This is a genomic window from Acidimicrobiales bacterium (genome assembly GCA_036378675.1).
GTDB lineage: Bacteria > Actinomycetota > Acidimicrobiia > Acidimicrobiales > Palsa-688 > DASUWA01.
The window spans coordinates 16,967-31,342 of record DASUWA010000060.1 but is presented as its reverse complement, the minus strand read 5'-3'; the positions used below and the strand labels follow the sequence as shown (position 1 = coordinate 31,342).

The window sequence follows — 14,376 nt, the reverse complement described above, 5'->3', positions numbered from 1 at the left end:
CTGGGAGGTGCAGTGATCATGGTGGGCGTTCCCCACCCTCCGTTGGTCTGGAGGGCAACCATCGCCTGAGAATGGTTGGAGCTGTCGCGGTACCCTCCAACCGCTACGCAGTTGCTTGCCGAACTGCAGGAAGTCCCCGTTAACGAAGCCTGGGGATTCCCCGCTGCGCCAGCCGGTGGGGACATCTCGGTTGCGCGGAACCATGTCCCATTGATCTCAGTGGCTGACATGGCTTGCCCGCTGTTCGAGCTGTCGGTGTAGAAGCCGGTAGCGGTGCAGTTGCCCTCCGATGCGCAGGCAATACCGGAAAAGCGGCCGCCTCCAAGAGGGTTACGGACCGACGTATTGGGCGGAGCGTTTACGTCGATCGCTTGCTGAAACACTGGGACTGACGCCGCAGCGGAGCGGATCCCGGGCAATCCGAGCGCAGAAACCGATAACGCAAGGGCCGACATGCCCAATGCCGTCGAGACCCGCGCTAAGCCGCTTGCCCTCTGAGCGCGGCTCACTGCGCCATCGAGCCCTTCCCCCTGTTCCGCCATTTCAGAACACCCTCCACCTTGAGAACCGGCTGCCGCCTGCGAGACGGCAACCCGAGCCTGAGCCCAGTGGCAATGTTGTCGGTCGAGTTCTGCCCCACTTGAGCCTTCAAATTCATGTTAGCCGTCACCGCCAGAGCGCCCCGGCAGGAACAGCCACCGACTCACTTTTGCCCGCTCGCCCTTCCAGACGTTTCGTTCGGCACGAGAGTGTTTACTGGTGAGTCCAGACACCACATCCTTGCGATTCGAAGCCATCATCCCCGGGCGATATCGTGACCGACTGCGGTCCTGCCCCATCGAAGTTAGCGATTATCGCGTTGAGGTTACCGGTGAAGTCGCTTAAGCGTGCCCAATAGCAGCTTCCGCTACCGGCGGTGCTGTACGTGCCGGGTGCGATGTCCACCCCTACGGCAAAGACTCCGTCACCGAACGAAGTTGATTGCGGTCCTGAGGTGTACATGACCGACCACTGTCCGCACGTGTCAGATTTGAATGCTGCGTCCGAACCGAGGACTGTGACGATGTCAGGACCGGAGATGATGTCGTTGGCAATAATACTGTTGACTGAACCGCTCAGGTCTGAGTCCCGTTCCCAGTAACACGCATCAGTGCCAGTCGTGTGAAACGTTTCGGCGGGGATGTCTTTGTCGACCACCCAGGTACCGTCGGTGAATGTAAGGGGTCCACGCGACATCCCCACGATTGGCTTGTTGAGATGACTGCCTCCCTCAGAACCACGGAACGGCGCGTCGCCGTAGTTAAAAATGCCGCCATCTGAGGCAACGAGCCAATAGCCGCCACCGTCGTTGCTCGCTGCCATGCCGACAATAGATTGGTTCAGGGGAGTGCCGCCATGTGAGCCGAGGTAGGAGGCGTCGCCGTAGTTAAAGATGCCCCCGTCGGACGCGACCATCCAATAACCATCGCCGTCACTGGTAGCTGACATGCCCACGATTGGCTTATTGAGCGGGGAGCCACCATGCGAGCCGTCATATCCCGCGTCTCCATAGTTGAAGATTCCTCCGTCAGACGCAACCAACCAGTAGCCATTTCCGTCCTTCGTTGCAGCGATCCCGACAATTGGCTTGTTCAAAGGCGAACCGCCGTGGGAGCCGAAGTATCCCGCGTCTCCATAGTTGAAGACCCCTCCATCGGAGGCAACGAACCAATAGCCACGGCCATCCGGCGTCGCAGCCATGCCGACGATTGGCTTGTTCAAAGGCGCACCGCCGTGAGAGCCGAAATAGCCAGCGTCCCCGTAGTTGAAGATTCCACCGTCAGAGGCAACCAGCCAGTAGCCCTGGCCGTCAGGGGTCGAGGCCATGGAAACAATTGGCTGGTTAAGGGGTGCACCACCGTGTGAACCTTGGAAGCTGGTCAAAAACGTGAAGATGCCGCCATCGGAAGCGACCTCACGATATCCATCGAGCAAAGGACTCGGTGCTGGTGCCGGGATGGCAGCAGTTGCCTGCTTTGACACAAATGTCCCCGTTGCCAGCGCCGTAGTCACGGCCAACGTCGTCACGACTCTCCACGAGCCACGTCTTCTCATGCTGCCCCCTCCTGTTTTGGTGCTTCCATCGGAAGGCTAGCGCTCCCCAGCCGCGTTCGTCGCACTATGAGCGGATGGTTAGCTTCCGCTAAGCCATCGGAACCATCACAACAGGCATCAACGTGTCAGGAGACTGCGCGACTCCTATCTCGCAATGATCGTTGCATCAAGACAAGTATGCGAGCCGCCACTCTTGTAATCGACTATCGCGGTCAATTGCCGGGTGCTGAAGATGGTCGCTCAGGAGTAGAGAGACTTCACGTGCGCCCGCATATTTCACGAACAGTAGGTGGCTATTCTGAAACTGGAGCGTCCCTTGCTTGCCGTCGCTCGTGTCGTAGCCCGAGTTGCTGCGGGATACGAAATGTCAGTTCGACAAAACTGTCCCGGCCAAGGGTTCCGTGTCGGAACCCGTGTAGACGGCGGAACCGTCGAACCCGCGGTACGGCTCACCACTAGGGCAGACGAATGACCACGACACACTCCAGGCCTGCGCCTTAGTGGACGCAGTGAAGTTCCAGCTGTGATTGCCCTTCGTGCACAGGACGCGTACGGCGAGACTCCAGACCCTGTGATCCCTTACCTAGCACCCCTTTGACCAGGCAATTCCCTGGCGCCCCCGGCAGGACTCGAACCTGCGACCAACCGCTTAGAAGGCGGGAGCTCTATCCGGCTGAGCTACGGGGGCTTCCTTCCAGGTTACCTATCAGGTCCGACGCGTAAGCCCTCGTCATAGGCCCGTGGTTGCCTCTTCGACCGCTGACGCCACGGCTTTTGCTCCGTGATCGCTGAGCAAGATCGTGTAGTGGTTGACGTCCTCGATGGCGACAGCGCGCAGCTGTCGAACACGTTTGGTCCAGGACTCAACCACCTCGGGCGTATACAGCCCGGGGGCCTGGTCGAGCATTCCGCGCTCCGCCCACAGAAAAGTGATCGGCTGCTTCGCGTTCGAGAGAGAAGACTCGCCACCGTCCATCTGGCTCGAACCGTCGCCAAGGACGGCCTCTTTGACAACGCTCGACCTGAGGTTCGGCGCGTCCCCCACGAGGTCGTACAAGTAGGTCTCTTCCGCCGTCTGGTTCCAGTACGGGCCGATCGCAGGGTGCTGTCTCCAGAAATCGAGGTATGCGTCCGCGAACGGGAAGCGCACGTCCAGCCGATCCAGCGCCGGGCCAACGACTAACCGAATGATCTCCTCGACTGATAGTCCGGCGGGCGCTTTCATATCGAGGGGAATTCCCCCGTCGATCAGGACGAGATTGGTTACCCGCTCGGGGTGGCGCACCGCCGCAGAAGTGATCACGAATCCGCCCATGGAGTGCCCTGCGAGAACGGCCGTGCCGATCTCGAGTTGATCCAGCACGGCCATGAGATCGTCGGCGTGAACGTCGATCCCATAAGGTCCGCCGACGCCGGCGCTACGCCCTCGACCTCTAAGGTCGGGAGCAACGACGGAGAAGTCGGATCCGAGCTCTGCGGCCATGCCGCCAAAGCTGTGGTGATTGCCGGTGAGCCCGTGCGCCGCCAGCACAAGTTTCGGACCGCTCCCCCAGCGCCCTACTGACAGCCGGCCGCCGGAGACTGGCACTTCAAACGTCTCGTAGTTCATTCTCGGGCCATCTCCGGTCCTATCCGGTCGCGAACCAAACCGGCGACCTCACCAGGATTTGCGTGCCTGCCCAGCCCGGCTTTCGAAAAGATCAACTCGCCATCGAGCGTGACCTCGAATCGTCCCTTCGACGAAGGGACCAGCGTCATCTCACCTATCACTGGGGCCCAACCATTCAACAACTCGTCCGCCAGACCGACGGCGCGCGGAATGTAGTTTCAGGGAACGCAGAATTCGATTTGAAAACTGTGCCTGGGGTCGAGCATCTCAAATCCTCCTTGACGGGCGGAATTCACCGGTCGAAGTCGACGGCGGGCAGCCCTTCGACCTCGCTCTTACTCATCGAGAGCCGAACACCCTCTTCGCCCACCTCCTTGACCGAGGAGATCGGGATGGCGACCTCCTTGCGCCCGAAGAGATGCCCCTCTTTCAAAAGCACGTGGGTTACGTGGTGGCTGCGCGGGTCAACGATCAAACCCTCGACCTCGCCGATTCGGCCGTCGGCAGCGTGGACGTCCTCGCCGCGCCGCACGGCAACTTCTCCTGCGGGCAACTTGTCCGTCGTTACCGGGATAGTTGTGTTCCCCCCGTAGTAGGGCCACAACAGGATCTCTTCGGGCTCATACCCAAAGGAGCCCTCAACGCCTTCGAGGAAATGGGTCTGTTCGGCCCTCTCCAGCTTCCCCAGCTGGGACGTCGTGAGGTTGATGCGGACCTCGTCAGGTGCTGCTTCCGCGGCATCGATGGGCACCAGCCGTCCGAGCCCCTCGCGGTGCTCCGGCTCGACGATCAGGTGGGTGACCTCGTCCTTGATGGGATCGAGCACGACCTGGGTCACCCGGCCGCAGATCCCGTCTGAACATCGCGCAGGTGCTCCAATTGTGAATGGAACGGTCTCGGCCACGGCCACCTCCCGGGTTCGGTTGAGACTCTATGTCGTCGCCGGTGCAGCAGCCGCCGGCCGGGACAGAAGCCCGAGCGCAGGCACCAGGCCGGCGAGGGCGATAGCGGCTGTCAACCACCAGGCGTGCCGGAAAGTACTCAGCGATGGGATACGGCCATGCGTGGTTCCCAGCACCGCGACCAAAATTGCCACACCGAGCGCGAGTCCTGTCTGGCGGATCATGTTTACAACAGCCGATCCTGTCGCGAACGCTTGGGGCGGAAGCGAGGACGACGCGGTAGCCATCATCGTGGGGAGGACGAAGCCGACCCCGATGCCGGTCAGGATCATGCCGCCAAGCAGGCCGGATACGTAGTTCGGGTGGGTTGTCGCCGCGAGCGCCCACCATGCAATTCCTGCCGCGAACACGACGCTTCCAACCGCGATGACCCGCGCTGATCCGTAGCGAGCGATGGCGCGGCCCGCTACCAGGAAGGAGACAATCGGAACCATGATCGGCCCTGGTGCTACAGCCAACCCGCAGCGCAGGGCCGACCAGCCCCACGCTTCCTGTTCCCATAGAACGACGGAGAGCAGCATCGCCCCGAACGCAGCTGAGAAGAAGATCGCTACGACTGAAGATCCGGAGAACTGAGGGGATCGGAAAAGCGACGGCTGGACTAGGGGCGTCGGGCTGGTGAGGCAATGGAGTACGAAGAGCCCGAGCAGCACGGCCGAACCACCTAGCGCACCCAAAATGCCGGTGGACGCCCATCCCCAATCACTTCCCTTGACCAAGCCGAACGTCAGCGCGGCGATCCCAGAGGTGACTAAGACGACCCCGATCGGATCGGGCCGCTCGATCGGATGTCCCGGAACGCGCGGCAACCGCCTCCAGCCCACGACGAGCGCAACAACGCCGACCGGTAGGTTCACCAGGAAAACCAGCCTCCAATCAATGGCCACTAGGAGGCCTCCAACGACGGGCCCGAGCGCCGCCGCCAGACCGCCGACCGCCGTCCAGGCTCTCACTGCTCCGCCTCGCCGCTCGGGCTCGTAAGAAGCGAGCACCAGTCCCAGCGAAGTGGGAGTGAGCAGCGCCGCACCTGCAGCTTGAAGCAGCCGGAACCCTACGAGCATGCCGACACTCGTCGAAGCCGCGCACGCGGCGGAGGCTGCGGTGAAGACCGCTACGCCAAGGAGGAAGGCCCGATCTCGCCGGTACCGGTCGGCGAGCCTTCCGAAGAACACGAGCAGCGAGGCGTAAACGATCGCGTACCCGTTAAGAACCCACGAAAGCTCCGCCAGGTTCGCGGCATGGAGGTCCTTGGCGATCTGGGGAAGTGCCACGTTGACGATGAACAAGTCCAAGCTGGCCAGAATCACGCCGGCACAGACGATGAGAAGAACCTCGCGGGAGTTGCGCCGGTCTTGGCTTTTTTCCGTACCCGGCACTTGAGTGGCGAGGGTTAGTTCTGTCACAGAACTTAACCCTACGAGATTGCGTTCTATAATGCAACCTAGTATCCTGGCGGGTGTGGAACGGAAGAGCTTCGCCGACATGCACTGCTCGGTCGCCCAGTGTCTCGAGGTCGTGGGCGAGTGGTGGTCGATGCTGATAGTGCGCGACGCGTTCCTCGGTGTCACTCGCTTCGACGACTTCCAAGAGCGCCTCGGAATCTCGCGAAACATCCTGAACCAGCGCCTGAACCGCCTCGTGGAGACTGGGGTGCTAGCAAAGGAGCAATACAGCGAGCATCCGCCGCGGTTCGACTACCACCTCACCCAGAAGGGGCGCGATCTCTGGCCGGTCCTCACCGCAATGCGGCAATGGGGGGACCGTTACGCTGCGCCGGACGGCCCACCTTTGCGAGTGCGGCACAAGGGTTGCGGGAAGATCTCGAACGCCGTGATGGTCTGTTCCGCATGCGGCGAACCCCTGAGCGATCGGGACCTCAGAGCCGAGGTCGGCCCGGGAGCCATTGAGCCGCTGCTGGTCAGGACAGCCAAACGGTGAGCGCTGCTGTAGCCGAGGAGGAACGCCGATCCTTCAGCCAGGTCAGCGCGCTCATCCCGGTCGACACGGATCGCTTCGAAGGCGAAATCGATGCGGAGTGGACAATCGGAGGAAAGCCAAATGGCGGCTACCTTCTCTCGATGCTGGGCGGTGCCGCTACGTGGGCTGGGGATCATCGACACGTCTTGGCGGCCAGCGCCCACTATCTCAGATCACCCGATCCAGGCCCCGTAACGATCGAGGTGGAAACGTTACGGTCGGGTCGAACTGCCTCCCAGGTACGCGGCCGGATGGACCAGGGCGGTCGCACCTGCGTCGAGGCGCTCATAACAACTTCTCGACACGAGCCAGGAACCAAGCCCTACTGGCAGGACGGCTTGCCGCACACCGAACCGGTTCCGCTGGAGCAGTGCTTACCGTTGAAACCCGCCCTGCCCGACGACGTGCGCGTCGCGATCATGGACCAGGTCGAGGTCCGGCTCGAACCGGAGAGCGCTGGCTTCACTACCGGGCGGCCTAGCGGACGAGGCGAACTGAGAGGCTGGCTGACTCTCCCGTTCGGGGAGGCCTTCGACACCACAGCCCTGCTGTTTGCCGTTGATGCATTTCCACCAGCGAGTTTCGACATTGAGTACAGCGGCTGGGTTCCGACACTGGAACTGACCGTCTATGTCCGCGCAATACCTGCTTCCGGGCCGGTCCGGGTCGTCCAGCGAGCGCAAATGATCGCCGGCGGCCGGCTCGACGAGATCTGTTACGTGTGGGACAGCGCAGGGCAGCTAGTCGCGCACGGAACCCAGCTTGCCGGGATCAGGCTGTTCTGACTGGATGTAAATCCTCAGGCCGACGATCAATCCCGATTGATCAAGGTCGAACACCAGGCTCTCTGGCGTGACCACGGTGCGGCCGTCGATCTCGACGGTTTCGGAGAGTTCCGCGACTGCGGTCTGACCGTCGTCGCCGACGATGACCCGGCCGAGATCCATGCGGTAGCCGTCCAGCGTCGGCATGAGCTTCTGAAGGAAGTCCAGGTAGGCGGTCCGACCCGTGTAGGAGTCACCGAATGGTCCGACTCGCCTTACGTCCTCGGCGAGAAACCCGCGAGCGGTCTCCCAGTCGAAGACGGACAGCGCCTTCAAGTAGCGGGCCACGATATGCATGGCGCCGATCTAAGCCGACGACGATCGGCGCCGTCGAGACGCCGCAGAAGGATGCTCAGGAAGCCAGTAGGTCGCGCGCCCCGGTAATAGTCGATGGCTGCCGGAGCTTGGCGAGGGCCGAACGCTCTATCTGGCGGATCCGCTCCCTGGTCAGGTTCAGAGCTGCACCGACCTCCTCGAGGGTTCGAGGCTCGCCACGGTCCAGCCCGTACCGGAGTCGCAGAATCTGCCGTTCGCGCTCCCCGAGGCGGGACAGGAGCTTGTCGATCTCCGCTCCGAGCAATTGTCCGGCGACCAGATCGAAAGGTGATGGAGCGGTCGCGTCGGCCACAACGTCTCCGAGTTCGGTGTCTCCGTCGCTGCCCACCGGCGTCGCCAGGCTCACCGGCTCGAGCACGTGCCGGAGAAGGGACGCCACCTCAGCTTCAGGCATCTGCAGCTGCTCCGCGAGCTGGAAAGACGTCGGAGTACGTCCCGTCTCTCCCTCGAACTGTGCCTTGGCACGGAGGACCCGCCGGATTTGATCGCCGGCGTGTACCGGGAGCCGGACTGTGCGGGCGCTGTTGTCGATTCCGCGCCCGATCGCCTGGCGGATCCACCACGTCGCGTAGGTCGAAAACTTGAAACCCTTTCGCCAATCGAACTTGTCGACGGCGTGCATCAGGCCCAGGTTGCCCTCCTGTATGAGGTCCAAGAGCGGCATCTCGGCAGACTGGTACTTCTTGGCGACCGAAACCACAAGCCGAAGGTTCGACTTGATGAACTCTTCGGTTGCCGCCTGCCCGTCTCTCCGGATGCGCCTCAATTCACGCACCCTCGCCCCGGGGAGTACATCTGCAGAAACCAACTCGGTCTCGGCTTCGCGACCCTGCTCGATACGCCGCGCTAAGCGTATTTCGTCATCCTTGGTGAGAAGTCTGTACCTGCCGATCCCGTCGAGGTAGGTCCTCACGAGGTCCTGGTCGCCGCTCGAGCGCTCGCTACCCACACCGACTCCAACACGGCGGCTTGACGCAATATGCCCGCCACGGCCTCTTTCCGTGGAGTTCCGGAGGGAGGTCTGCCGGGCGTTGTGCCAGACTGGAAAGTCCTTGGTGGCCGTAGCTCAGATTGGTTAGAGCGCCAGGTTGTGGCCCTGGAGGTCGGGGGTTCAAGTCCCCTCGGTCACCCCAAGCGCGGATCGTTGCTGGCGTGCACGGCTTCACGCGTTTTCGGCCCGGGAGCATCGAGGTCCGATGCTCCCGGTCGGCCTGGTCTAGTTCCACCACCGTCAAAGCCACCGCCGGGTCAGTGCGGTACCGCGGCGCCGGCAAAGCTGGTGAAATCGTGAGCGACTTGGTTAAGGGTCAGTCGGAGCCGGCGGGTGCATCACGAAGACAGAGGTGGGTCGTGGGAGCGGCGCACCTGATGTGTGACCGTCATGCGTCGGGGGAGAGGCACGGCCATCTTCGAGGCCGCCGCTTTGGGAGCGGTGCCAGTCACGCCAAATCAGGCGGTGTACGGGAATCCACCGAGGAATGTCGCGTAGCCCGGGGAGCCAAGGAACGGCGAGCAGCAACAGCGTCGCCGCCCCGGTCAGATAGATGGCCATCAAGTCGACGTTGGCAGAGTTCTTGAACGGGCGCACCTGATACCAGAGGGTGTAGAGCCATAGCCAAGGCTGCCCGGGATAGCTGCCCGTCTCATTCATCACGCCCCACTGGGAGCCGGTGAGGTGCTGGGCTTTGGCTTGGTCGGCATAGTAGCTGCCATCCTCCAGAAACAACAGCGGCTTGGTGAAGTTGGTTCCGTAGAACGGACGTTGCGCGAGCAGGTCCGCATCGAGCGCACCGGAGCGCGCCAGGGTGAGCTCGGTGCTCAGCATCATCGGAACGGGCCCGTAGTCGCCCGGTGGCACTACCGGGTTGCCGTTGTCGAAGGTCACCTTGGTGACAGCCTTGGCGTACGACCCCGTCCAGGCCTGTTGCTGCGTCGACGACGCCGACTCGTAGCTCGAGAGCGCGGCGCCGAGTTGCGCGTCGGTGGAAGCAACCTTGGACAGGGGGGATAGAACGAAGCTCTGAGCGGCGTCGATCGGCTGGCGGACACCTGCCAGCTTCTGCCAGGAGAAGCCGAGTCGCTGGACATTCGAGGTGCCTGTGTTGTACGGCTGGCCGTAGTTCGCCGTCTCGCTCGTTCCAGCCAACTCGCTCGCCGCAGTTCCGAGGAAATCGTCTGGCGCCACGCGTGACCAGGTTTGAACTGTGACCGGCGGGACGTCCGGGGACGAGAGGAGCCCGGCTAGCGCGATCACGGCGACGGCCACGACGGTGACGGCAGCGGTGCCCTCTTTCAGGATGTCGTAGCGCCGGGTGGGACCCCGCCATTCGGCGCGGTCGGCCGCGGCGGCAGCCCTCCTCTGGTCGCGACCTTTCGGCCTCCGTTCAGGAAGCGGGTGCGACACACCTCGCACCCTCACAAGCAGGATGTGAGCTCCCACCAGCGACACCAGCAGGATTGGGATCAGCACGACATGCCAGAGCAGCATCTGACCGAAGTTCATCAGGTTGAAGAACGCGCCTACGCCGGTTGAATTCATCGCGTCCTTGCCGTTGGTGGCGATCCATTGCGAGTCGAAGTTTTGCTGCGACAGGTATCCGGTGAAGCACTCCAGAATCGATGCAGCGAAGGCGACCACGCCGGTGACCCATGTGAGGGCGCGCCGCCCCCTCCATGCCGCCATCCAGAACTTCCCCCACAGGTGGATGACCAGGAGAGCCATGAAAAGCTCGACGCTCCAGAGGTGGAGACTGTTGAAGAAGTGGCCGACCGGGTTGGTGTGCCACCAGTCGGTCCCGCCGATGGCGATGGTAAAGCCCGAGACGATCGCGACTGCCAGCGCGGCCAGCGCTCCGACTCCGAACACATAGACCCAGGACGCCACGTACGCGGGCTGCCTGTCCGGAAGGAGCTTTCCCGGTGGAAGGTTCCGGAGGCCCCACCTCCTCGCCCTGGCAGTCCACATTCGTTCGTCTGCAACTCTCCCGAACGTCTCAGCGGACGGCTCCGTACGCAGCGCGACTTCGGACTCCCCCGGGTCGGCGGTCCTCCTCCCATGCGGAAATGGCAGCAACAACGCTGCACCGAAGATCACCACCATGACCGCGATCAGGGCCAGGTTGGCAACCGAAACGGTGAATATCGACCAATGAAGGTACCGGCCGGGACCGTTCATGTTGATCGGCGATTCGAGAACGCTCGCGGCAACCATTTACTCCTCTTCCTCCTTTGGTCTTGCGGAACACAAGAGGTGCGGATCTCCGGCGTTGAGATCCGCACCTGGGTGCCCGCGTAACCGCGCTAGTTGTGGACAGGTTCCCGCGTGGCGGACTGGCCATTGGTGACCAGAACGCCGAGAACCTCTTTGCTCGCCGAGACCCGACGGCTGTGATACAACCCGAATCCCGAAAGGATCAACATGACCCCAGCGGCGCTGAAGGCGGCAACGGCCGCGTAGCCGGCGATGTCACCGATGGTCCCGAACGCGTAGGCATTGAGAAGCAGTCCCCGCAGCGTCTCGCCCTTGAACATGGTGTTGACTGTCGCCTGCAGCTTTGCGTTGTTCGGCTGAGCCTGAGCTTGGGTCGAGAGCTGGGCGTAGGTCTGACCGCCGCCGGCCTCCTTCAGATGAACGGCGATGAAATGGTCGGCGTAGACCTCAGCTTGGGCGCCGGTTGTCATCTGTTGACCGGCGTATTGCCGCATCGCCCCGAACTCGGGTGCGGCGATCGCAGGGCTGCCCTTCGGCGGGAAGTAGATCTTCTGGGCCGCCAGCTGGCTGTGGACTTCATTGGTGATGTAGTTGTGGCCCCAGGTGAGCAGGCCGCCTGCTACGGCGAGCACGATCACGAGAAATAGGCCACCGGCACTGACCAGGACATCGAACGTTCTACGTCGCATTATTCCTATCTCCTCTTTGGCTCGCCGGTGCTTTCAGGGCCCGGACGCCTCGCTTGAGTCATCCTCGAACGAAGCGATCTCCGATTCACGGGGTCCAACGTCCTCGGGGGCTGGGACTAAAGTCCCCTACGCCACAGGGACCCCTCAACTGAAATTCGGCGCTCAGCGTGGAGCCCGGCTGGCGCGATCGAGGGGCACCCGCCAAGCGAGGACGGTTCCCCTGCCGTTGACGCCCGGGGATATAGACACCGATCCGCCGAGATCCTGGGCCCGTTTCGCCATGCTCGTGAGTCCCCGACCGGCACGGTGGATCGGCGGCATTCCGACCCCGTCGTCGCTCACCTCGACCCGGAGCTGATGATTCTTCACGACTAGGTCGACTTCCACCCGAGTTGCGCGTGAGTGCCGGACGATGTTGGCGAGAGCTTCGCGAACAACGCTGGTGACGTGCTCTGCGGTCTCGTCGTCGATCTCGGAGTCGATCGCCCCATCCAGATGTAGGAACGGCTCGAAGCCGAGCCCCGCCGCGGCCTCGGTCACAATCGCCGAGACCTCGTCCCGAAGTCCCCGCTCCGGATGTGCTCGACCCTGAAGGGCGAAAACGGTGGATCTGATCTGCCGGACAGTCTCGTCCAGGCTGTCAACCGCTTCGTCTATTCGTCTCTTGGCTACGTCGTTCGATGTAAGGGGACGAACGGCCTCCAGCCCCAAACCGATAGCGAAGAGTCGCTGGATCACGGTGTCGTGGAGATCGGATGCGATTCTCTCTCTGTCCTCAGCAAGCGCGAGGCTCTTCACCCGGTCGTGGAGCCTGGCGTTCTCGATAGCGACGGCCGCGGCGTTTGCCAACGCGATAGCCAGGGTTTCGTCCTCCGAGGTGAACTCGTAGGCCTCAGTCTTGTCCGTGAGGTAGAGGTTCCCGAACACCTCGCCGCGCGTCGTGATCGGCACGCCGAGGAACGAGTTCATTTGCGGGTGGCCGGGAGGGAACCCGAAACTCTCTGAGTGGGAAGTCAGGTTGGCGATCCTGATGGGCCGAGGATCGCGAATGAGAAGACCGAGGATGCCTCGGCCTTGGGGAACCTCCGGGATCCCGTTCGCCACCTCCTGGTCGAGGCCGACGAACACGAACTCGGATAGAGAGGTGCCCCCTTCAGAGAGGACTCCGAGCGCTCCGTACTTTGCGCCGATCAGGTGGACGCCAGCCCGAACGATCCGCTCGAGCATGTCAGGCAGTGACAGATCCGCGTTGATCTGCAGGACCGCGTCGAGCAGATCTCTGAGCCGAGCGGCGTCCTCGATGCTCTCGACCGCCGGCAAGACGGACACGGAATAGTGGCCCTCTGCTACCGGTGGGTGAGTCGCCTGCCGGTTATGGATTCGGTATCAATCGCGACCCAGTGGGTCTTTTCGCCGGCCACCCAAGGGGAGAGATCGAGCTGGCGTAGCCTCTCCGAGTGCTGGTCCAACATCTCGTTGATCTCGGCAGCAACACCCTGAACGATCACGCTCCAACCGGTCTTGGTTTCCTCGTCGACACCATCGATCTCGAACGCCACACGACCGAAGCCCGACCCGTCCAGCTTGGTGCCCGGTCCCGTCCGGAAGACCACTTTGTCGCCGTCGAGCAGGTAGTTGACTGGAAACACAAACGGCTTCCCGTGGGCGACTCCTCCGACCCGTCCCACGGGGGTTCGGGTGAGAAGCTCTACACATTCCTCGAGCGGAATCTCCTCGAGGACAGCCCCCGAGCCAATTACGTCATGGGTCATTTGGACACTCCTCACGTGTAGCAGGGATGATCGCCACGGGCACCTTGGACTGATGAGCGACGACGTGGCTGGTGGACCCCAGGAACATCTCTTTGGCTCGTCCCAGACCCCGGGTTCCGACGACGAGAAGGTCGGCGGACTGAGAGAGGTCCAGCAGTACCTCAGTTGACGGACCTTCGCGCACGGTCAGGCTCACCTCGAGATCCCGAAGATCTAGAGCACCAACCGTCCTGGACAGGAGTTCCCGGGCAGCGAGTTCTATGTTCACGCCGATCGGAGTGTCTATGACGGCTTCGGGTGGCATCGTCGTCCAGGACCACGCCACGGCGACCTCGAGACGGGCACCGTGCATCTTGGCCTCTCTCGCCGCCCACCTGAGCGCCGCGGCGCCGCCGTCCGACCCGTCAACCCCCACCAAAATTTGGCGAACCGGGCTGACGCCGTCCGCCTCGCTCTGGGGCGTAGGGACGATGACCAGCGGCTTCGAGCAGTGATGCGACAAGGCATGGCTGGTCGAGCCGAGCATCGTGCTGGCTAGCGCGCCGTGACTTCTAGTACCAACCACGACCAGCCCGACGTCTGGCTCTTCTGACAACCTTCGAATGCCCCGGTGTGCGGGACCCTCGACCGTCACTATTTCGATTTTCACCTGGGTGTGCGTTCCGAGCGTCCCGACCGCGGCCTCAACCAACTTGTGGCCCTCTTCGGCGAGATCATCAGCTGCGATGGGAACGTATCCGGGCGAGTAGTACACGAACGAGGGAACGTGCACGGCGTAGGCGGCAAGGAGCTTGCTCTGGCGGACCTTGGCCTCTTCGATCGCCCACCGCAGCGCTACGCGGTTGGCGACGGAGCCGTCGACACCGACCAGGACCTTCCGTTCGAAGTTCTCTTCCTCCATG

At 62.6% G+C, this 14,376-nt stretch carries 15 protein-coding genes and 2 tRNA genes; 3 read left to right on the top strand and 14 right to left on the bottom strand.

Translation table 11 applies throughout. The annotated features are described in order from the left end of the window. The 7 genes from VFZ97_19015 to VFZ97_18985 all read right to left on the bottom strand — a co-directional run. Positions 1 to 542, bottom strand: a 542-nt coding sequence (locus VFZ97_19015; GenBank protein HEX6395530.1) for a hypothetical protein, incomplete at its 3' end; no start/stop codon positions are given. Positions 543 to 753: 211 nt separating this feature from the next. Further along, positions 754 to 2,052 carry a hypothetical protein gene (locus VFZ97_19010; protein HEX6395529.1) on the bottom strand — a complete coding sequence of 433 codons (1,299 nt, stop codon included), beginning with the start codon at positions 2,050 to 2,052 and terminating at the stop codon, positions 754 to 756. Positions 2,053 to 2,705: 653 nt separating this feature from the next. Next, positions 2,706 to 2,782: transfer RNA gene (locus VFZ97_19005), tRNA-Arg, on the bottom strand. 42 nt (positions 2,783 to 2,824) lie between these two features. Continuing rightward, entirely contained in the window at positions 2,825 to 3,682 is an 858-nt protein-coding gene (locus VFZ97_19000) for an alpha/beta hydrolase (protein ID HEX6395528.1), read from the bottom strand. 17 nt (positions 3,683 to 3,699) lie between these two features. Next, a complete protein-coding gene (locus tag VFZ97_18995; GenBank protein ID HEX6395527.1) occupies positions 3,700 to 3,969 on the bottom strand; it encodes an Rdx family protein in 270 nt (89 codons plus the stop codon). A gap of 26 nt (positions 3,970 to 3,995) precedes the next feature. Next, the gene (locus VFZ97_18990; protein ID HEX6395526.1) at positions 3,996 to 4,541 is read right to left on the bottom strand and encodes a PRC-barrel domain-containing protein; all 546 of its coding nucleotides are present in this window, start codon (positions 4,539 to 4,541) and stop codon (positions 3,996 to 3,998) included. Positions 4,542 to 4,634: 93 nt separating this feature from the next. Beyond that, entirely contained in the window at positions 4,635 to 6,068 is a 1,434-nt protein-coding gene (locus tag VFZ97_18985) for an MFS transporter (GenBank protein HEX6395525.1), read from the bottom strand. 55 nt (positions 6,069 to 6,123) lie between these two features. Here VFZ97_18985 and VFZ97_18980 point away from each other — a divergent pair, with 55 nt between their 5' ends. Together VFZ97_18980 and VFZ97_18975 are read left to right on the top strand one after the other, a co-directional pair. After that, positions 6,124 to 6,603, top strand: a complete 480-nt coding sequence (locus tag VFZ97_18980) for a helix-turn-helix domain-containing protein (protein ID HEX6395524.1) — start codon at positions 6,124 to 6,126, stop codon at positions 6,601 to 6,603. Next, the gene (locus VFZ97_18975) at positions 6,600 to 7,427 is read left to right on the top strand and encodes a thioesterase family protein (GenBank protein ID HEX6395523.1); all 828 of its coding nucleotides are present in this window, start codon (positions 6,600 to 6,602) and stop codon (positions 7,425 to 7,427) included. Before VFZ97_18980 ends, VFZ97_18975 begins: the two co-directional genes overlap by 4 nt. Here the strand turns inward: VFZ97_18975 and VFZ97_18970 are convergent. Together VFZ97_18970 and VFZ97_18965 are read right to left on the bottom strand one after the other, a co-directional pair. Further along, positions 7,383 to 7,763 (bottom strand): nuclear transport factor 2 family protein, encoded by a 381-nt coding sequence (locus VFZ97_18970; GenBank protein ID HEX6395522.1) that lies wholly within the window; start codon positions 7,761 to 7,763, stop codon positions 7,383 to 7,385. The genes VFZ97_18975 and VFZ97_18970 overlap by 45 nt on opposite strands. Before the next feature lie 55 nt (positions 7,764 to 7,818). Next, positions 7,819 to 8,751 (bottom strand): sigma-70 family RNA polymerase sigma factor, encoded by a 933-nt coding sequence (locus tag VFZ97_18965; GenBank protein HEX6395521.1) that lies wholly within the window; start codon positions 8,749 to 8,751, stop codon positions 7,819 to 7,821. Positions 8,752 to 8,857: 106 nt separating this feature from the next. On the opposite strand from VFZ97_18965, the gene VFZ97_18960 reads away from it, so the two are divergent. Beyond that, positions 8,858 to 8,935, top strand: a tRNA-His gene (locus VFZ97_18960). A 167-nt stretch (positions 8,936 to 9,102) separates the two neighbouring features. Here the strand turns inward: VFZ97_18960 and VFZ97_18955 are convergent. From VFZ97_18955 to VFZ97_18935, 5 genes are all read right to left on the bottom strand, one after another. Then, positions 9,103 to 11,013, bottom strand: coding sequence for a cytochrome b N-terminal domain-containing protein (locus VFZ97_18955; GenBank protein HEX6395520.1), 1,911 nt, complete (start codon positions 11,011 to 11,013; stop codon positions 9,103 to 9,105). A gap of 89 nt (positions 11,014 to 11,102) precedes the next feature. Further along, positions 11,103 to 11,702, bottom strand: a complete 600-nt coding sequence (locus VFZ97_18950; protein ID HEX6395519.1) for a hypothetical protein — start codon at positions 11,700 to 11,702, stop codon at positions 11,103 to 11,105. 162 nt (positions 11,703 to 11,864) lie between these two features. Next, complete coding sequence (locus VFZ97_18945) at positions 11,865 to 13,031, bottom strand: GAF domain-containing sensor histidine kinase (GenBank protein ID HEX6395518.1); 1,167 nt, start codon at positions 13,029 to 13,031, stop codon at positions 11,865 to 11,867. 17 nt (positions 13,032 to 13,048) lie between these two features. Continuing rightward, a complete protein-coding gene (locus VFZ97_18940; GenBank protein HEX6395517.1) occupies positions 13,049 to 13,474 on the bottom strand; it encodes a pyridoxamine 5'-phosphate oxidase family protein in 426 nt (141 codons plus the stop codon). Next, positions 13,464 to 14,375 carry a universal stress protein gene (locus VFZ97_18935; protein HEX6395516.1) on the bottom strand — a complete coding sequence of 304 codons (912 nt, stop codon included), beginning with the start codon at positions 14,373 to 14,375 and terminating at the stop codon, positions 13,464 to 13,466. The genes VFZ97_18940 and VFZ97_18935 overlap by 11 nt, the downstream gene beginning before the upstream one ends. Position 14,376 lies beyond the last annotated feature (1 nt).

Bases quoted from the DNA above. Each gene is read 5' to 3' on its own strand.
- VFZ97_18970 (HEX6395522.1), bottom strand. From the start codon at position 7,763: ATGCATATCGTGGCCCGCTACTTGAAGGCGCTGTCCGTCTTCGACTGG.
- VFZ97_18955 (HEX6395520.1), bottom strand. From the start codon at position 11,013: ATGGTTGCCGCGAGCGTTCTCGAATCGCCGATCAACATGAACGGTCCC.
- VFZ97_18950 (HEX6395519.1), bottom strand. From the start codon at position 11,702: ATGCGACGTAGAACGTTCGATGTCCTGGTCAGTGCCGGTGGCCTATTT.
- VFZ97_18940 (HEX6395517.1), bottom strand. From the start codon at position 13,474: ATGACCCATGACGTAATTGGCTCGGGGGCTGTCCTCGAGGAGATTCCG.
- VFZ97_18935 (HEX6395516.1), bottom strand. From the start codon at position 14,375: ATGGAGGAAGAGAACTTCGAACGGAAGGTCCTGGTCGGTGTCGACGGC.